The organism is Micromonospora sp. CNZ297 (assembly GCF_007827625.1).
Window position 1 is genome coordinate 62,877 of sequence record NZ_VISU01000023.1, and the last position, 18,421, is coordinate 81,297.

Annotated in this window: 17 protein-coding genes; 13 read left to right on the forward strand and 4 right to left on the reverse strand. The window is 73.7% G+C overall.

The genetic code is table 11. The features are described from left to right. The first annotated feature begins 70 nt into the window (after positions 1-70). The 5 genes from FB454_RS29035 to FB454_RS29055 all read left to right on the forward strand — a co-directional run bounded on the left by FB454_RS29035 (position 71) and on the right by FB454_RS29055 (position 6,689). Positions 71-1,105, forward strand: a complete 1,035-nt coding sequence (locus FB454_RS29035) for a hypothetical protein (RefSeq protein ID WP_145823879.1) — start codon at positions 71-73, stop codon at positions 1,103-1,105. Positions 1,106-1,178: 73 nt separating this feature from the next. Beyond that, positions 1,179-2,669: a magnesium chelatase ATPase subunit I gene (locus FB454_RS29040; RefSeq protein WP_145823880.1), complete on the forward strand. Its 1,491-nt coding sequence runs from the start codon at positions 1,179-1,181 to the stop codon at positions 2,667-2,669. 2 nt (positions 2,670-2,671) lie between these two features. Then, a complete protein-coding gene (locus FB454_RS29045; RefSeq protein ID WP_145823881.1) occupies positions 2,672-4,627 on the forward strand; it encodes a VWA domain-containing protein in 1,956 nt (651 codons plus the stop codon). 876 nt (positions 4,628-5,503) lie between these two features. Beyond that, positions 5,504-6,076, forward strand: a complete 573-nt coding sequence (locus FB454_RS29050) for a hypothetical protein (protein ID WP_145823882.1) — start codon at positions 5,504-5,506, stop codon at positions 6,074-6,076. A 118-nt stretch (positions 6,077-6,194) separates the two neighbouring features. Further along, positions 6,195-6,689, forward strand: coding sequence for a hypothetical protein (locus tag FB454_RS29055; RefSeq protein ID WP_145823883.1), 495 nt, complete (start codon positions 6,195-6,197; stop codon positions 6,687-6,689). A gap of 15 nt (positions 6,690-6,704) precedes the next feature. Here FB454_RS29055 and FB454_RS29060 read toward each other — a convergent pair whose 3' ends face one another. Next, a complete protein-coding gene (locus tag FB454_RS29060; RefSeq protein WP_186461672.1) occupies positions 6,705-7,778 on the reverse strand; it encodes a GlxA family transcriptional regulator in 1,074 nt (357 codons plus the stop codon). A 70-nt stretch (positions 7,779-7,848) separates the two neighbouring features. Between FB454_RS29060 and FB454_RS29065 the strand changes: the two genes are divergently transcribed. Next, positions 7,849-9,147, forward strand: coding sequence for an MFS transporter (locus tag FB454_RS29065; protein WP_030273015.1), 1,299 nt, complete (start codon positions 7,849-7,851; stop codon positions 9,145-9,147). A gap of 51 nt (positions 9,148-9,198) precedes the next feature. Here FB454_RS29065 and FB454_RS29070 read toward each other — a convergent pair whose 3' ends face one another. From FB454_RS29070 to FB454_RS29080, 3 genes are read right to left on the reverse strand one after another with little or no spacing between them, the layout of a single operon-like run. Then, positions 9,199-9,921, reverse strand: coding sequence for an RICIN domain-containing protein (locus FB454_RS29070; protein ID WP_145823885.1), 723 nt, complete (start codon positions 9,919-9,921; stop codon positions 9,199-9,201). A gap of 58 nt (positions 9,922-9,979) precedes the next feature. After that, positions 9,980-10,264, reverse strand: coding sequence for a DUF427 domain-containing protein (locus FB454_RS29075; RefSeq protein ID WP_013284253.1), 285 nt, complete (start codon positions 10,262-10,264; stop codon positions 9,980-9,982). A gap of 40 nt (positions 10,265-10,304) precedes the next feature. Continuing rightward, a complete protein-coding gene (locus FB454_RS29080) occupies positions 10,305-10,775 on the reverse strand; it encodes an aminoacyl-tRNA deacylase (RefSeq protein ID WP_114921202.1) in 471 nt (156 codons plus the stop codon). A 93-nt stretch (positions 10,776-10,868) separates the two neighbouring features. Between FB454_RS29080 and FB454_RS29085 the strand changes: the two genes are divergently transcribed. The 7 genes from FB454_RS29085 to FB454_RS29115 all read left to right on the forward strand — a co-directional run bounded on the left by FB454_RS29085 (position 10,869) and on the right by FB454_RS29115 (position 18,413). Beyond that, complete coding sequence (locus tag FB454_RS29085; RefSeq protein ID WP_114919518.1) at positions 10,869-12,254, forward strand: FAD-binding oxidoreductase; 1,386 nt, start codon at positions 10,869-10,871, stop codon at positions 12,252-12,254. Then, positions 12,251-13,594: a class I SAM-dependent methyltransferase gene (locus FB454_RS29090; RefSeq protein ID WP_013474152.1), complete on the forward strand. Its 1,344-nt coding sequence runs from the start codon at positions 12,251-12,253 to the stop codon at positions 13,592-13,594. The genes FB454_RS29085 and FB454_RS29090 overlap by 4 nt, the downstream gene beginning before the upstream one ends. A 91-nt stretch (positions 13,595-13,685) precedes the next feature. Beyond that, the gene (locus tag FB454_RS29095; protein WP_145823886.1) at positions 13,686-14,246 is read left to right on the forward strand and encodes a winged helix-turn-helix domain-containing protein; all 561 of its coding nucleotides are present in this window, start codon (positions 13,686-13,688) and stop codon (positions 14,244-14,246) included. After that, on the forward strand, positions 14,239-15,066 hold the full coding sequence (locus FB454_RS29100) for an SRPBCC family protein (RefSeq protein ID WP_013284258.1): 828 nt from the start codon (positions 14,239-14,241) through the stop codon (positions 15,064-15,066). Before FB454_RS29095 ends, FB454_RS29100 begins: the two co-directional genes overlap by 8 nt. Before the next feature lie 78 nt (positions 15,067-15,144). Further along, a complete protein-coding gene (locus FB454_RS29105) occupies positions 15,145-15,378 on the forward strand; it encodes a zinc-ribbon domain-containing protein (RefSeq protein ID WP_013284259.1) in 234 nt (77 codons plus the stop codon). A gap of 462 nt (positions 15,379-15,840) precedes the next feature. Then, positions 15,841-16,911: a hypothetical protein gene (locus tag FB454_RS29110; protein WP_013284260.1), complete on the forward strand. Its 1,071-nt coding sequence runs from the start codon at positions 15,841-15,843 to the stop codon at positions 16,909-16,911. Continuing rightward, positions 16,908-18,413 carry a hypothetical protein gene (locus FB454_RS29115; RefSeq protein WP_030273009.1) on the forward strand — a complete coding sequence of 502 codons (1,506 nt, stop codon included), beginning with the start codon at positions 16,908-16,910 and terminating at the stop codon, positions 18,411-18,413. Before FB454_RS29110 ends, FB454_RS29115 begins: the two co-directional genes overlap by 4 nt. The last annotated feature ends 8 nt before the right edge of the window (positions 18,414-18,421 follow it).

An 18,421-nucleotide genomic window follows, 5' to 3' on the forward strand; every position in this document is an offset into this window, starting at 1 on the left:
CCTCCCGTGGGGGAGCGGGTCCACCCCGTGGCGGGATGGAACGCGCGCCTGGCCGGTCCAGGCTGAGGGCATGACGACGACCATCACCTCCGCACCTCCCCGGGACACCCGCACCCGGCTGGACCCGGCCGCCCCGCTCGCCGCCGCCTGGCTCGGCGGCTGGGGCGTGCTCGCCCTGCTGTCGGCGCTCACCGGCGCCGGCTACCCGTTCGGCACGAACGACCCGCACGGCGGGGACGCCGCCGGCCTGCTCCAGTTGCTGCCGGACGCCGTCGGCCCGCCGCTGTTCGCGGTGGTCCTGCTGACCGGCGCCGTCGCCGCCCTGGCCATGACCGGCCCGGCCCGGCTGCAGTCCCGCCCGGTGCGCCTGCTGATCACCGGGTACGCCTCGACCGTCGCCCTCGCGTTGGCGGTGGTGGTGCCCGGGATGCGGGTGCTCGCCCTGCTCGGCTACGCGCCGATGCTGATCATCGGGGCGCCGTTCGGCTGGCCCTCGGTGGACTACGCCGACGTCTTCACCTGGCCGCTGTTCGCCCGGCTGGCTGCCATGGCCGGGGGGATGCTGCTGGCCGGCGCGCTGCTGCGCTGGCGTCGCCGGATCGCCGACGGGTCCGCTCCGGGCTGGACCGCGCCCGCCGCGGCCGCCCGGTGGGGCCGGTGGGCGACGTGGACGGCGGCCGTCGTCCCGGTGCTCTACGCGTTCACCCGGTTCGCCTGGCTGGCCGGTGTCCCGCTGGGAATGTCCCGGGAGACGCTCGCCGAGATGCGGGCCGACGGTGCGATCTGGGCCGGCGCGGGGCTGGGCGCGTTCGCCGTGGTCGGCGCGGTGCTCACGCTCGGACTGGTGGCCCGCTGGGGAGAGCGGTTCCCGCGCTGGATGCCCGGGCTGGCGGGCCGGCGGGTGCCGGTGCTCCTCGCGGTGATCCCGGCCGGGCTGGTCGCGCTCGCCGTGCTGGCGGCCAGCCTCGACCTGCTCGCCGCGCCGCAGTTCGCCGAGCTGATCAGGGAGGGCAACGCCGCCGCCCTGCCGATGGTGCTGTGGCCGGTCTGGGCGGTCACGCTGGCCGGTGCCGCGTACGCGTACCACCTGCGACGCCGCGCCTGAGACGCCGCCCGGAGGGTCGGTCCCGGCACGGGGCGGGACCGACCCCCGGGCGGTACGCGAATTCTGAGCTAGCGTGGATCGGGTGACCGCTCCCAACCAGGTTTCCCCGGTCCCGCCCGCCGACCTGCCGAGCACACTCGGCGAGCTGCGCGCTACCGGCCACCGCTACCGCACGGTCAAACAGGAACTCCGAGACAACCTCCTCGCCCGGATGGGCTCCGGCGAGGACCGCTTCCCCGGCATCGTGGGCTACGAGGACACGGTGCTGCCCGAGGTCGAGCGCGCGCTGCTCGCCGGGCACGACATGGTGCTGCTCGGCGAGCGCGGGCAGGGCAAGACCCGGCTGATCCGTTCGCTCGGCGCGCTGCTGGACGAGTGGACCCCGGTGATCCCCGGCTCGGTACTCAACGAGCACCCGATGCACCCGCTCACCCCGGCGTCCCAGGCGCTCGTCGACTCGGCCGGCGACGACCTGGCGATCGGGTGGCTGCACCGCTCGATGCGGTACGGCGAGAAGCTCGCCACGCCGGACACCAGCGTCGGTGACCTGATCGGCGACGTCGACCCGATCCGCCTCGCCCAGGGGCGCACGCTCGGCGACCCGGAGACCATCCACTTCGGGCTCGTACCGCGTACCAACCGGGGCGTCTTCGCCGTCAACGAGCTGCCCGACCTGGCCGAACGCATCCAGGTGGCGCTGCTCAACGTGCTGGAGGAACGCGACATCCAGGTCCGCGGCTACCAGCTACGGCTGCCGCTGGACCTGCTGCTCGTGGCCAGTGCCAACCCGGAGGACTACACCAACCGGGGCCGGATCATCACGCCGCTGAAGGACCGGTTCGGCGCGGAGATCCGGACCCACTATCCGCTCGACCTGGACCTGGAGCTGGCGCTGATCCGGCAGGAGGCCGACCTGGTCGCCGTCGTGCCGGAGCACGTGCTGGAGGTGCTGGCCCGGTTCGCCCGCGACGTGCGGGAGTCGCCGTCGGTCGACCCGCGCTCCGGTGTGTCCGCCCGGTTCGCCATCGCCGCCGCGGAGACGGTGGCCGCCGCCGCGTTGCGTCGTTCGGGTCTGCTGGCCGGTGCTTCTGCCGGCGCTGGTGTCTCGGGTGGGGCGGCCGGGTCGGCGTCCCGGCCGGAGGCGCCTGTGGCCCGGATCGGGGACACCGTGTCGGTGACCTCCACCCTGCGCGGCAAGGTCGAGTTCGAGAGCGGCGAGGAGGGACGCGAGATCGAGGTGCTCGCGCACCTGCTGCGTACCGCCACCGCCGAGACGTTCCGCGCCCGGCTCGCCGGGCTCGACCTGTCCGGCTTCACCGCGATCGTCGCCGAGGGCGGCGCCGTCGAGACCGGCGAACTGGTCTCCTCGTCCGAGCTGCTACGCCAGGTCGGCACCGTGCCAGGGCTGGCCAAGGTGCTCGACCGGCTCGGGCTCGGCGACGCGCCCAGCCCGGAGGAGGCGGCCGCCGGCATCGAGTTCGTGCTGGAAGGGCTGCACCTGACCCGCCGGCTCGGCAAGGACGTCACCGACTCCGGGCGCACCGTCTACGGGGACCGGGACTGACAGTGGCCGGCGGCAACCGCTTCCGGTACGGGCAGTGGCGCGGCGGACCCGACCCGCTCGCCCCGCCGTACGACGTACGCGCCGCTGTGGACGCGGTCGGCTCGGACGTGCTCGCCGGCGGCAGCCTGCGCGAATCGCTGCGCGAGCTGCTGCGACGCGGCCCGCAAGGGCGCGGCGGGCTCGACGACCTGGCCGCCCGCGCCCGCCGCCTGCGCCGGGAGGCACTGCGCCGGGGCGACCTCGACGGCGCCGTCACCCGGGCCCGGGCACTGCTCGACCAGGCGCTCGCCGCCGAACGCGACGAGCTGCGCGGCCGCGACGGCGACGACGCCCGGTTCGCCGAGGCCGTGCTCGACAACCTGCCCCGCTCCACCGCCCGCGCGGTGTCGGAGCTTTCCGAGTACGACTGGGCCAGCGCGGAGGCGCGGCAGACGTACCAGCGGATCCTCGACGGGCTGCGCGGCGACGTGCTGGAGCAGCGATTCGCCGGGCTGCGCGACGCGGCCCGGGCCACCGCCGACCCGGCCGTCCAGCGGCAGCTCGCCGAGATGATGCGCGACCTCAACGACCTGCTCGCCCGGCACGCCCGCTCCGAGGACACCACCGACGCGTTCGCCGAGTTCATGCGCCGCCACGGCGAGTTCTTCCCGGAACGCCCCAGGGACGTCGACGAGCTGATCGACGTACTGGCCCGGCGGGCCGCCGCAGGTGAGCGGCTCATGCGGTCGCTGTCGGACCGGCAACGTGAGGAACTCGCCGGGCTGATGCGTCAGTCGCTCGGCGACCGGCTCTCCGGTGAACTGTCCCAGCTCGACGCGCACCTGCGGTCGCTGCGGCCGGACCTGAACTGGCAGCGCGGCGAGCGGGTACGCGGCGACCAGCCGCTCGGCTACGGCGAGGCCACCGGCGCGCTGGACGAGATCGCCGAACTCGACGAGCTGCTGGACTCCCTCGACCAGGACCAGCCCGGCGCCACACTCGACGACGTCGACGTGGAGGCGGTCGCCCGTACGCTGGGCCGGGACGCCGCCGACGACGTACGCCGGTTGCAGGAGCTGGAGCGCGAACTGCGCCGCCAGGGCTGGGTCACCCGCGACGCGGACGGGCTGACGCTCAGCCCCAAGGCGCTGCGCCGGCTCGCGAGCACTGCGCTGCGGCGCGTCTTCTCCGACCTGACCGCCGGCCCGCGCGGCCGGCACGACCTGCGCACGGCGGGCGCCGCAGGCGAGGTGAGCGGGGCGTCACGCCCCTGGGAGTACGGCGACGAACAGCCGCTGGACGTGGTGCGCACGCTCACCCGGGCGGTACGACGGGCCGGTCCCGGGGTGCCGGTGCCGCTCGCGGTCGAGGACTTCGAGGTGGTGGAGACCGAACGGCGGGCGTCGGCGGCGGTGGTGCTGTGCGTCGACCTGTCGTACTCGATGATCTCGCAGGGCCGCTGGGGTCCGATGAAGCAGACCGCGCTGGCCCTGTCACACCTGATGGCGACCCGGTTCCCGCAGGACGCGCTGCAGATCGTCGGCTTCGGCCGGGAGGCGATGCCGCTGACCCAGCAGGAGCTGGCGGCGGTGGAGCCGGACATGCAGCAGGGCACCAACCTCCAGCACGCGCTGCGGATCGCCGGCCGGCACCTGCGCCGCCACCCGGGTGCCGAGCCGGTGGTGCTGGTGGTCACCGACGGCGAGCCGACAGCGCACCTGGACCCGGAGGACGGTGAGGCGTACTTCCACTGGCCGCCGCTGCCGGAGACGATCTCGGCGACGATCCGGGAGGTGGACCGGCTGACCCGGTACGGCGCGACGCTCAACCTGTTCATGCTGGGCGACGATCCAGGGCTGCGCCGGTTCGTGGATGCGGTGGCGCGGCGTTCGGGTGGCCGGATGTTCACCCCGGACCTGGACGACCTGGGCGAGTACGTCGTCTCCGACTACCTACGCGCCCGCCACGGCCGTCGCTGAGCTTGCGCCCGCCCACCTGCGCTCGCGCGTCCTCTCGCCCGCGCTCTCGCCCGTGCGCCCGCGCTCTCGCCCGTGCGCCCGCGCTCTCGCCCGTGCGCTCTCGCGCTCTCGTCGATCTTGGAGTTGTGGTGCCCATGATGCCCGATTTGCGGCTTTCGCGAGGTGCCACAACTCCAAGATCGGCGGCCTCTCCTAGAGCCTTGGCGAGTCCTCGTCAGCTCGGGCACAAGAGCCGCCCGGGATCCCCTGGGGCATCCGCGATCTTGCACTTTCGTACCCCGCAAACCGCGCGAATGGGGCACCTGAAGGGCTCGAACTGCAAGATCGCGCAGGTGATCCGGGGTGCCGTCCTCTCGCCCGGGTCAGCCCCGCCTGGCTCGGGGGCGATCATGAAGTTGGCGGTGTTTGGTGTCGGGTTTGTCGGCGTCAACTTCATGATCGACGGCGCGGGTGCGTGTGGTGCGATCCGTGCTGACGTGGGCGGGGGTGTCCGGTTCGGGGGTGGTGGGTGGCACTCTGGGGGTGGAATCGCGGGCGGGTGGGTGGCGTTGTAACCGGGTGAACGACCGAGCGTCGGCGGCGCGCCCCGCGAGCGGGGTGGTGTCCGCAAGCCTGGGAATCATCCTGGCCGGCTGGTCGTTGAACACGGTTCCGACGACGTGAACCCCCGCGCCTGCTCTCCGGTGGCGTGTTGAGCCTCCGGGAATGGTGGCGGGTGGCGGGTCGTTGAACATGCTTCCGGCGCCGCGACGAGGCACCCCCCTGCCCTCGCGAGCAGCCGGATCCCCCGAAGACTTTCTTGAGCGCCTGGCGGTGCTCGCACCCGCGCCGGCCCCCCTGTCGGTGTGGGCGTCGATCCCCCGAATGGAGCCCTCCATGAACACGATTCTGCGTAAGAGCATTCTGGGTGTTGCTGGTCTGGCTTTCACCGGTGGCGTGTTCGCCGGTCCGGTGGCTGCTCACGCGGCGGACACCACCCACACCAAGCCGGTTGCGGTGACGGTGCAGGGTGACAAGCTGATCCCGCACGGTGTGCAGGGCAATCAGTCGCGTATCGACCTGAACGACGAGCAGACCAAGAACGTGAAGGCGATCATTGCGGCGACGAAGAAGGCCGGCATGGACGAGCGTGCCGCTGTCGTGTCGATCGCTACGGCGTTGCAGGAGTCGAAGCTGGAGAACCTCGGCCACCTCGGTGACCGTAACGACCATGACTCGCAGGGCCTGTTCCAGCAGCGCCCGTCGAGCGGTTGGGGCACGGTCGAGCAGATCACCGACCCGGAGTACTCCACGACGGCGTTCCTGAAGGGTCTGAAGCAGGTCGACGGCTGGCAGGACATGCCGCTGACCAAGGCCGCCCAGACCGTGCAGGTGTCGGCCTACCCGGACCACTACGCCCAGTGGGAGCAGCAGGCCGCCGACCTCGTCGCCCAGCACTGGAACAGCTAAGAGAACAAGTGAGACCAAGCTGAAGGCCGGCACCCCGAACCAACGGGGTGCCGGCCTTCACGCGTCTGGGTGAACCGGGCACGGTAGCCGGGGTGCCCGCAGCGGCTGCGAGGGTTGGATGCGGGGCATGGACGAGGTGGACGCCCCGGCACTGCGGCAGGCGTACGAGGAGTTGTTCGCGGAGATCGACGCGGGCGGGTTCGGGCCGCCGCCCGATGGTCAGCTGAGCGCCGAGCAGATCGTCGCGCACCTCGCCGCCAACGACGAGCTGATGAGCGAGGCGACCGAGGCGGTGCTGGCCGGCTCGCCGTTCGCGTACTACGACCTGGACACCATCCACCGGCCGCAACTGGACGCGCTCGTCTCCGAGTGCGGCGGGCTGGACGGTCTGGCCGCGCTGTTCCGGGCCACCAGCCAGAAGTTGTGCGCGTTGGCGGAGCGGCTCGGCCCGGCGGCGGAGACGCCGGTGGACACCGTGCTGCGCGAGGGCTTCGACCTGGACGTGGACGACTCGCTGCCCTGGGGCAGGGCGCTGGACCTGCACATCCGCGTGCACCTGCCGCTGCACCTGGCCCAGCTCCGCGCCCTGCGCCGCCAGCCCCACCTCGCCTGACCGGCAGACAATCGATCATGGAGTTGTGGCAGTGGACAACTCCGACATGCCTGGCCTTCCAGGCGCCACAACTCCAAGATCGACGGAAGCGGGCGCGGGCGGGGCGGGGGACGTCGCAGGGGACGGGTGGCGGAACGTGCGGCGGTAGGCGGTGGGGGATACGCCTACCCGCGCGTGGAAGTGCTGTCGCAGCGCGGCAGTGGTGCCGAAACCCGCGTCCCGGGCGATCCGGTCGACGCTCAGATCCGTCGTCTCCAGCAGCACCCGGGCGTGCTCGGTGCGCTGCTGGAGCAGCCACTGCGCCGGGCTGAGCCCGGTCTCGGACCGGAAGTGCCTGGTGAACGTTCGGACGCTCATCCGCGCGTGCGCCGCCATCTCGCGCAGCGCCACCGGCTCGTGCAGCCGCTGCCGCGCCCACTCGCGGGTGGCCGCTGTGCCGTTGTCAGCGCCGCGGGGTACCGGCCGCTCGATGTACTGGGCCTGCCCACCGTCGCGCCACGGCGGCACCACGCAGCGCCGGGCGGCCCGGTTGGCCACCGCGCTGCCGTGGTCCGTGCGGACGACGTGCAGGCACAGGTCGATTCCGGCGGCCACCCCGGCCGAGGTGAGCACGCGGCCGTCGTCGACGAAGAGCACGTCGGGGTCGAGCCGTACGCCGGGGTGCAGGCGGCGGAAGCGCGACGCGTACGCCCAGTGCGTGGTGGCCGGGCGGCCGTCGAGCAGGCCGGCGGCGGCGAGCACGAACGCGCCGGTGCAGATGGACATGACGCGGGCGCCCCGGTCGTACGCGGCCCGCAGCGCCTGGGCCACCTCGGCGGCCACCGTGCCGTCGTGCAGCGGCGAGCCGGAGTGGATGCCGGGGACGATCACGGTGTCGGCGCGCTCCAGCAGTTCCAGCCCGTGGTCGGGGAGGACCTGGAAGCCGGCACTGCTGCGTATCGGCAGGCCGCCGGGGGTGCAGGTCGCCACCGCGTACAGCGGGGTTCTGTCGTCGGCGCGGGCGGCGCCGAGGACCTGGGCGGGGGTGCCGAGGTCGAGCGCCACCACGCCGTCGAGGGCGAGGACGGCGACCCGGTGCGGTACGGACATGGCCCGATTATTGCGCACGATGGCTTTCCGGCCACTCGTCGCAGGAACCGCCCGGTCCGAGACTCGATTGGTGACACGATCCCGCCTGCACCCGGCCTGGCTCGTCGCCGCCGTGGCCTTCGTCGCGCTCGTCGGTGCCGCAGGTTTCCGCGCCACCCCGGGCGTGCTGCTGCACCCGCTGCACGCCGAGTTCGGCTGGCCGCTGGCGACCATCTCCGCCGCCGTGTCGGTCAACCTGCTGCTGTACGGCCTCACCGCGCCGTTCGCCGCCGCGCTGATGGACCGGTTCGGCATCCGGCGGGTGGTGGCCGGTGCGTTGGTGCTGGTGGCCGCCGGCAGCGGCCTGACCGTGGGGATGACCGAGAGCTGGCAGCTCCTGCTGTGCTGGGGCGTCCTCGTCGGGCTGGGCACCGGCTCGATGGCGCTGGCGTTCGTGGCGACGGTGACCGGGCGCTGGTTCGTCAAGCGGCGGGGCCTGGTGACGGGTGTGCTCACCGCCGGGGGCGCGGCCGGGCAGCTCGTCTTCCTTCCGCTGCTCGCGGTGCTGGTGCGCGACCACGGCTGGCGCACGGCGGCACTCGTCGTCGCCGGGGCCGCGCTGGCGGTCGTACCCCTTGTGGTGTGGTTGTTGCGGGAGCATCCGGCGGACCTGGGGCGGCCCGCCTACGGCGCGACCGAGGTCGTGCCGCCGGCCCGGCCGGAGGGCGGCGCCGCGGCGCGGGCGGTCGGCGCGCTCGCCGCCGCCGCGCGGACGCGGCCGTTCTGGCTGCTCGCCGGCGGTTTCGCGATCTGCGGCGCGACCACGAACGGCCTGGTCGGTACGCACTTCGTGCCGGCCGCCCACGACCACGGCATGCCGGAGACCACAGCCGCGGGTCTGCTCGCCGTGGTCGGGCTCTTCGACATCGCCGGCTCGATCGCCTCCGGGTGGCTCACCGACCGGGTCGACGCCCGGCTGCTGCTCGGTGCCTACTACGCGTTGCGCGGGGCGTCGCTGCTGGTGCTGCCGAGCCTGTTCGCCGGTACGGCCGAGCCGAGCATGCTGGTCTTCATCGTCTTCTACGGGCTGGACTGGGTGGCGACGGTCCCGCCGACTGTGGCGTTGTGCCGGGAGTGGTTCGGCGCGTCCGGCGCCGTGGTGTTCGGCTGGGTGTTCGCCGCGCACCAGTTCGGCGCCGCGCTGGCGGCCACCGGCGCCGGTCTGGTCCGGGACCGGCTCGGCGACTACGCGCTGGCCTGGTACGTGGCGGGCGCGCTGTCGGTCGGCGCGGCCGGGCTGTCGCTGCTGCTGCGGCGCCGTCCCGCCGGCGAGCCCGCGTTCGCGCTGCCCGTGGCGGCGGGCCGGCGGGCCTGGAGCTACCGCGGCTGACGGGCCTGGAGCTACCGCGGCTGACGGGTCGGCGCCACCGGGGCCGACCGGTCAGCCGGCCGCCCACTGCTGCTCGGGAGCGCCGCTGCACGGCGCCTGCTCCAGCTCGCGGCCGGGCTCGGTGCCCGCGTCGTCGACCTGCGCGCACTTGCCGCTGTGCACTGCCACAAGCAGCGCCGCACCGTCACCGGCCTGCTGGAACCGCCACTGCTGGTTGGCCTGCCCGTTGCACGACCACTGCTGCACGTCGACGCCGTCGTCGGTCTTCGCCTCGTTGACGTCCAGGCACTTGCCGCTCGCCGCGTTGACGAGCAGGTAGGTGTCGTTCGTGACCGGCGTGACCACCCACTGCTGCTCCGGCCCGCCGGTGCAGTCGGCCAGCGCCGCCTGCGCGCCCTCGGCCTCGTCGCCCGTCACGCCGAGGCAGCGTCCGGACGGCACGCCCCGGATCACCTTCGGCGTGGCCACCGGCGCGGCGGGTGTGCTCGGCGCCGCGCTCGGCGAGGGCGACGACGACGGCGTGGGCTCCGCCGTCGGTTCCGCGCTCGGCTCGCTCGGCTCCGCTGTGGGCACTGCCGCCGCCGGCACCACCGGCCGGTCGTCACCGCCGCCGAGCACGCCGGTGGCGAAGAAGACCCCGAGGAGTACGCCCGCCACGCCGACGCCCAGCGCGATCCGCATCAGCGGGTCCTGGGGCAGCCGGAAACCACGGGCGCCACGGGCGCGGCGGGCGCCGTAGACGGTGCCGGACGGGTCGGAGTGCGGGTCGGCCATGGGGGCATAGTGACCCACCGGGGCCGCCGGGTGCCAGTCGCCCCGGCGGCACGGTGACTCAGTCGACGACCCGGACGTCCTTCCAGAACGCCACCCGGTCGCGGACCATCTCCGCGTCCGGCTTGGGATCGGGGTAGTACCAGACGGCGTCCGGGCTGGTGGCGCCGCCGTGTTCGAGCGTGTAGTAGGAGGCCGTGCCCTTCCACGGGCAGACCGTGTGGGTGTCGGACTCCCGGATCAGGTCGTCGCGCAGCGCGGCACGGGGGAAGTAGTGGTTGCCCTCGACCACCACTGTGTCGTCGCTCTCGGCGACGACGAGGTCGTTCCAGACGGCTTTCGGCATGTCCTCCACGCTATGCCGGTGGGCGCGTGCCGGCCACCGCTCAGCGCGTCGGCTCCTCGTCCGTCACGTCGGCCACCGTCGCGCCGAGCGCGGCCAGCGCGGTGTCCGCGTCGACCGCGACGGCGAGGCCGTGCTCGCCCGCGCCGAGCGTGATCTCCCGGCCGCGCAGCCGCTCGTCGGCGACCACCGGCCAGGCGGTGGTGGCGCCGAACGGCGTGATGGTGCCGCGCGCGTACCCGGTGGCGGCCTTCGCCGCCTCGGCGTCGGGCATCGACAGCCGGCTCACCCCGAGCAGGGCGCGCAGCTTCGGCCAGGAGATCACCCGGCCGCCGGGCGTCAGCACGAACAGCAGGTCGCCCTCGCCGCGGCGGACCACGATCGTCTTGACCACGTCGGGCACCTCGACGCCGCGCGCCGCAGCCGCCTCGGCGAGGCTCGCGACCGGGCCGTGGCGGATCACCCGGTACGGCAGGCCGGCGTCGTCGAGTGCGGTGAGCGCGGGATTCGGCATGGCGGTCACGGTAACGCGCGCGTCGTCGGCCGGTCGCGGAATGGCCACCGTGGACATCCCACGAATTGTCGTACCCGAGCGTAAGGTGATCTCATGCACGCTGTCCGTGATCATGAACGGGCGGTGGACACGCTGCGGCGCTCCTACGCCGCGGTGCCCGCCGGGGAACCCGTACGGCTGGCCAAGCAGACCTCGAACCTGTTCCGGCCCCGCTCCGCGCCGCGTACGCCCGGCCTGGACGTGAGCGGCCTGACCGGGGTGCTCGCCGTGGACCCGGCGGCCCGCACCGCCGACGTGCAGGGCATGTGCACCTACGAGGATCTGGTCGACGCGACGCTGCCGCACGGCCTGATGCCGCTGGTCGTGCCGCAGTTGCGCACCATCACGCTGGGCGGGGCGGTGACCGGGCTGGGCATCGAGTCCACCTCCTTCCGCAACGGCCTGCCGCACGAGTCGGTGCTGGAGATGGACGTCCTCACCGGCGCGGGGGAGATCGTCACGACCCGGCCCCGGGGCGAGCACGCCGACCTGCACCGCGCCTTCCCCAACTCGCTGGGCAGCCTCGGCTACGCGACCCGGCTGCGCATCGAGCTGCAACCGGTCCGCCGGTACGTGTCACTGCGCAACATCCGGTTCACCCGGCTGGAGGAGCTGGTCGACGCGATCGGCGAGGTGGTCGCCAAGGGCGCCTGGGGCGGTGAGCCGGTCGACGCCATGGACGGGGTGGTGTTCAGCCCCGGCGAGGCGTACCTCGTGCTCGGCACGTTCACCGACGAGGCCGACGACGGCCCGTCCGACTACACCGGCCAGGAGATCTACTACCGCTCGCTGCGCCGGCGCACCCGGGACACGCTCACCGCGTACGACTATCTCTGGCGCTGGGACACCGACTGGTTCTGGTGTTCGGCGGCGTTCGGGGTGCAGCACCCGGTGGTGCGGCGGCTGTGGCCGCGGCGCTACCGGCGCAGCGACGTCTACCACCGGATCGTGCGGCTGGAGCACCGGCACCAGGTGGCCGCCCGGGTCGACAGGTGGCGGGGCCGCCCGGCCCGGGAGCGGGTGGTGCAGGACGTGGAGGTCCCGCTGGACCGCACGCCCGAGTTCCTGCGCTGGTTCGCCGCGAACGTGGGCATGACGCCGGTGTGGCTGTGCCCGCTGCGGCTGCGCGAGCCGTCCGGTCCCGGGTCGGCGAAGGCGTGGCCGCTATATCCGCTCCGACCGGGCGAAACGTATGTGAACATCGGCTTCTGGGGAAGCGTCGCCATCGCGGCGGGCGCCGCCGACGGCGACGTCAACCGCCAGATCGAGCGCATGGTGTCGGAGGTGGGCGGTCACAAGTCGCTCTACTCCGACGCGTACTACGACCGGGGGGAGTTCGACCGCCTCTACGGCGGGGACACCTGGCGTGCCGTGAAGGACCGCTACGACCCGGACCACCGACTCACCGGACTGTACGAGAAGGCGGTATCCCGAGCATGAGTCTGACCGACCGAACACCGGGGGCGGCGAGCACCCCGGCCGGCCCGCCGGCGGGCGGGCGGCGTACCGGACCCACAGTCGCGGACGTGGTCCGCGCGGTCACCACCGGCGACCTGCCCGTCCGGGTCACCGGCTACGACGGCAGCACGCTGGGCCCGGCCGACGCCGGGATCACCCTGGCGATCCGCACCGAGCGGGGCCTGTCCTACCTGCTCACCGCGCCGGGCGACCTGGGCATGGCCCGGGCCTACGTCAGCGGCGACCTGGGGCTGGAGGGGGTGCACCCGGGCGACCCGTACGAGGCGCTGCGGGTGATCAAGGACGAGGTGCCGCTGCGGATCCCGGCGATGAGCGAGGCGCTCGCGCTGGTCCGAGGGCTGGGCTGGGAACGGCTGCGCCCGCCGCCGCCCCCGCCGCAGGAGGCGGCGCCGCGCTGGCGGCGGCTGATGACCGGCCTGCGGCACTCGCGCATCCGGGACAGCACCGCGATCTCGCACCACTACGACGTGTCGAACGCCTTCTACGAGAAGGTGCTCGGGCCGTCCATGACGTACACCTGCGCGGTCTTCCGCAGCCCCGGCGACACCCTGGAGGAGGCGCAGCGCAACAAGTACGACCTGGTCGCCGGCAAGCTGGCGCTCAAGCCGGGGATGCGGCTGCTGGACGTCGGCTGCGGCTGGGGCGGCATGGTCCGGCACGCGGCCCGCGAGTACGGCGTCAAGGCGCTCGGTGTGACGCTGTCGAAGGCGCAGGCCGACTGGGCGCGCGCCGCGATCGAGCGGGAGGGGCTGAGCGAGCTGGCCGAGGTGCGTCACCTGGACTACCGGGACGCGCCGCGCGAGCAGTTCGACGCGATCTCCTCGATCGGCCTGACCGAGCACATCGGGGTGCGCAACTACCCGGCCTACTTCGGCGCGCTGCGCTCCCGGCTCAAGCCGGGCGGGCGGCTGCTGAACCACTGCATCACCCGGGCCGACAACCGGGCGCCGCACCGCTCCGGCGCGTTCATCGACAGGTACGTCTTCCCGGACGGTGAGCTGGCCGGTCCGGGCCGGCTGATCAGCGAGATCCACGACGCCGGGTTCGAGGTGCACCACGAGGAGAACCTGCGCCAGCACTACGCGCTGACGCTCGCCGGCTGGTGCCGCAACCTGGTCGAGCACTGGGACTTCTGCGTCGGCGAGGTCGGGCCGGGCACCGCGAAGGTGTGGGGGCTCTACATGGCCGGCTCCCGGCTGGCGTTCGAGCGCAACGGCATCCAGTTGCACCACGTGCTCGCCACGCACAACGGCCCGGAAGGGGTGAACGGGTACCCGCTGCGTCCGGACTGGACGCCCTGACTCGACGTAGCGACGAAAGGCCGCGCGGACCGCGCGGCCTTTCGTCGAAGCCATTGACAAAGAAGTTTTGTACGTACAAACTGATTTTGCCATGAGAGACGTCCTGTACCTGGAACAGCGCGAGCAGGCCGAAGTCCTGCTCAAGCCGCAGCGCATCGAGGTGCTGCGGCAACTCGCCGAGCCCCGCACCTGCACCGAGGTCGCGGCCCGGCTGGAGCAGACGCCGCAGCGCGTCTACTACCACGTCAAGCAGCTCGTCGCGGCCGGGCTGGCCGAGCAGGTGGCGCAGCGGCAGGTGCGCGGCATCACCGAGGGCATCTACCAGGCCGTCGCCCGGTCGTACTGGCTCTCGCCCCGCCTGGTCGGCCGCATCGGCGGCACCCGCCGGGCCCGCGAGGAGCTGAGCCTGGGCTACCTGCTCGACCTCATGGAGGAGGTCCAGGCCGACATCGCGGCGCTCGACCGCACCGCCCCCGAACTGCCGTCCATCGGCGTCTCCGGCGAGATCCGGGTGCCCGCCGAGCGGCGGCAGGAGTTCCTGCACGACCTGCAGACGACGCTGCAGGACCTGTTCACGCGCTACGGCGGCGCCGAGGGAGACGCCTTCAAGCTCGCCGTGGCCTGCTACCCGAAAGGCGACACGCATGACTGAGCCGATGATCATCCGCGCCCGCCTCGCCGCCCCGGTGGCGACCGTCCGCCGGGCCCTGACCGACGCCGCCGAGCTGCGCGTCTGGCTGGCCGAGCACGCCGAGGTCGAGCTGCCCCGGCGGTACGAGTTCTGGGGCCGCTACACGCCCGAGGGCGACGCGCCACACCAGCGGCTGCTGCACGCCGACGACCGGACGCTGCGCTTCGCGTGGACGCTCGACGGGGTGGAGACCACCACCGAGTTCGAGCTGGAGCCCGACGGCGACGCCACCGTACTCACGCTGCGGCAGAGCCACTTCAGCTTCGAGGAGGCGATGAGCGGCAGCAGCATCCGGGGCGTGCTCCAGACGTTCTGGTACCTGGCGATCGCCAACCTCAACGACCACCTCGACGGCCGGCCGCTGCTGCCGCGTACCGACTTCACCTCCGCCGACCTGCGCGGCGAACTGCTGATCGACGCCCCGATGGACAAGGTGTGGACGTCGCTCACCGACTCCGAGCAGGCCGGCGCCTGGTTCGGCTACCCGATCGGCATCGAGCCCTGGGAGGGCGGCCGGTACGCGATGGGCGGCTTCGACGCCGGTGAGGCCGCGAAGGTGTTCGACGTGACGCCGGGGCGGGCGCTGTCCATCGACTGGGGACCGACCGGCGTGACCTCCTGGGAGCTGGACGAGTCCGAGGGCCGGACGAAGCTGACGTTCGTGCAGTCCGGCTTCGACGAGGGCAACCCGCCGTACGGCGCCTGGACCGGCATCGTCTCCGGGTTCGCCGAGCTGCGACGCTTCCACGAGGTGCCGGACTGGAAGCCCATCTGGCTGTAAGGAAGGGCCCCCTCTTAACGCCTCCGGTAGAGGAGGGGGCCCCTTTTAACACGGGCGCCGGTTGGGTAATGCCGGGCGATGTTCTTCATCTTCGGGCTGCGGACCAAGGTTGTCCGGTCCGGCGTCGTCACCGCTGTCTGCCGCAACTGCGGCAACCAGGCCGCCCAGGTGATCACCCGCCGGGTCACCAAGTTCAGCCTCTTCTTCATCCCGCTGATCCCGCTGCGCACCCGGTACGGGCAGCAGTGCACGTTCTGCGGCGCCCAGTACGACATCTCCCGCGCTGAGGCCGAGCGCCTCCCGGTCGGCTGACCGGTGACCCGCTTCCTCTGCTGGCTGATCGGCCGGCAGCCCGCCACTCCGATCGCCCCGCCGGTGCACACCGCTGCCCGTCCACCCTGCACGCCCGGGCGCCGGCACCGCCGCCGGCGTCGTCCGGTGGCGGGAGCGCAGTCCCCGCGCTCGCCCTGGAACCGCTCCGCCGACCGCTGACGGGGTGGCCCGACCCCGGTATCGAACCGGAGAACCATCGCGAACTGCTCGCTCAGTGCTGCACCGGCCGCCGACGGCCCGAGCCGACCTGCTGTGCGTCGTCGAGCCCCTCGGCCGGGAATTCCATCGCCGTACCGTGCCGGTGCCCTGGCCGGTCAACGACTGGGAGCGGGGCAGGGGCTGGTGGTGGCGACGCCTGAGGGAGATCTGACCGCCGTGTTAAGAAGGGGCCCTTCCTCTACCGGAGGCGTTAACAAGGGGCCCTTCCTTACACTTCATCGGATGGAGGAGCGGCTGGCGCAGATCCGGGGTGGTGGGCCGCCCCGGCGGCACAACGCCCGTACCATCGCCGCGCTGACCGGCAACCCCGGCTGCACCCGCCGCGCCGTGCTGGACAGCGCTGGCGCGGACAAGCCGGCGCTCGCCGAGCGGCTCGGCTTCCCGGCCCGGTTCGGGCAGTCCCGTTTCGCGATCACCCGGGGCAACGCGTTCGAGGCCCAGGTCAAGGCCGACGGCGGGGCGGAACTGCTGCGCCTGGTCGCGGAGCGGCTCGGCGTACCGGTGCCGGAGGCCGCGACCTGGACCGACCTCGGCGCCGACGACGACCGGCCGGAACGGTCCCGGGCGGCGCTGACCGCGAGCGGCGACGGCCCGGCGCTGTTCGACCACCCGCTGCTCGGCCTGGACGTGGCCGGCACCCGGGTGCACCTGGAACCGGACCTGGTCGCCGCGCGGCTGGCCGGCCGGTTCCACGTCGTGGAGATCAAGTCGTTCCCGGTGATCGACGGGCAGGCCGACCCGGGCAAGGTCGCCGCCGCCGCGATCCAGTCCGCCGTCTACGTGCTGGCGCTGCGCGAGCTGCTCGCCGCCGAGGGACGCGACCCGGAGCTGGTGTCGCACGAGGTGGTGCTGGTCTGCCCGCGCGACTTCGCCAACCAGCCGGTGGCCAGCCTGCTCGACGTGCGCCGGCAACTGCTGGTGCTGCGCCGCCAGCTGGCCCGGATGGCCCGGGTCGAGGAGCTGCTCGCCGCCGTACCGGCCGGGTTCACGGTCGACCCGGCGGCCGATCCGGCCACGCTCGCCGCCGCGCTGCACCAGGTGCCCGCGCGCTACGCACCCGACTGCCTGGCCGCCTGCGAGCTGGCGTACTTCTGCCGGCACGAGGCGCGCGGGCAGACCGGCGCGCTGGGCCGGCCGGTCCGTGAGGCGCTGGGCGGCGTCGAGGACGTCGCCGACGTGCTGGCGCTCGCCGAGGGCGTAACCGCGCCCGAGCCGGAGCAGGCGGAGGCCGCCGCGCTGCTGCGGGCCGCCGCGCGCCTGCGCGCCGACGCCCTCGCCGGACACCCCGCGTGAGTACGCTCCGCGCACTCGCCCGGGCCCAGGCGGTCGCCACCGGGCGGGCCCAGCCGGTCGCCACGGTCCGCCACCTGCACCTGTCCGACCGGCCGCTGGTGCTGGTGCCGCTCGCGCTGGCCGGTGAGGCGAACGCCCCGCTCGCAGCGATGGTCGGCGCCGCGCCCGACGAGGCCCGGCTGCTCGTGGTACCGCAGCCACGCAACCGGGACCAGCGGTTCGCGTTCGCCGCCGAGCTGGCCGCGATCGTGCTGCCGTACCTGGACGAGTTCCGCGACCTGACCGAGGCGGTGCCGGTGGACCGGGGCCGCGACGTCCGCCACCGGTACGTCGACGCGCCGCAACTGCTGGTGCCGAACCCGGCCGGGATCACGTTCCTGCGGCTGTTCGGCCGTTCCACCCGGTTCCGCCGTACCGACGGCGACTATCCGGTGCACCAGTCGGTGCCGCTGCTCGGCCGCTGGCTGACGTTCTTCGCCGAGCGCGCCGAGCAGCCCGGCTCGTCGGCGTTGCTGGCGCTCACCGAGGCGCTGACGTTGCACTGGGCGACCGGGCAGAGCGTGGTGGAGGACCTGCACCTGCCGGCGGTGCTGGGCTGGCTCGACCCGCCGGCCGGGCTGACCGGCGCCGAGGCGGCGGCCCGTGCCGAGGACCCGGCACACTGCCCGCCGGCCGGTCCGGCCACCGACCCGGACTTCGACAACCGCCGGCTCGCCCCGGCGATCGAGGCGTACACCCGGGCCGAGGACGACCCGGCGGCCCGCGCGGCCGCGTACGACGAGCTCGCCGGCCTGCTGCGCGACCAGCTCGCGCCCACCTGGGAGCTGATGTGGCGCGGCGTCGGGCTGTTGCGGGCGCTGCCGGCCGGCGCGCGGGTGGCGGGCCGGTGGGCCGGTGACCGGGACGCGTTCACCGCGCACGCCGAGCACGTCGACGCCGGGGGCGGCCCGCAGCCGCGGCGCGACGGCGCGGTGGCGGCGGCGCTGCGGTTGCAGCGGCTGGAACGGGCGTCGACCGCGTGGGCGGTGCAGCGCGCCTACGACGATCCGCTGGTGATGGCCGAGCACCGGCTGTCCGGTGAGGCGTTCGTCGGCGAGGTGACGCTCGCCGACCCGGCGCGGGTGGACGACTCCGGCAAGCGGCCGGTGCTGCGCCCGCGCATCCAGGTGGTCACCACCGAGCCGGTGCCGATGCCGGTGGGCGCGACGCTGTACTCCCCGGCCCGCCCGGCGCAGAAGGCGAAGGTCGTGTTCGTGACGCCCGGCGCCGACGGCAAGACCGAGGTGGTGCTGGAACTGTCCGGCGGGATGGGCCGGGGGCTGACCGCGCCTCCCGGCAGCGTGCCCGAGGTGGGCGAGCGGATCTGCCTGACCAGCTTGTCCGACGGCTTCCTGCCGGGCGGCGCGTTCCCGGCGCCGGAGGAGACGCCGTGGACGCACGGCGGGCCGCCCGGCACGGCCGTCGCGCCGCAGGACCCGGCCCCGGCGGAGGACTGGTCCTGACCCGCGCG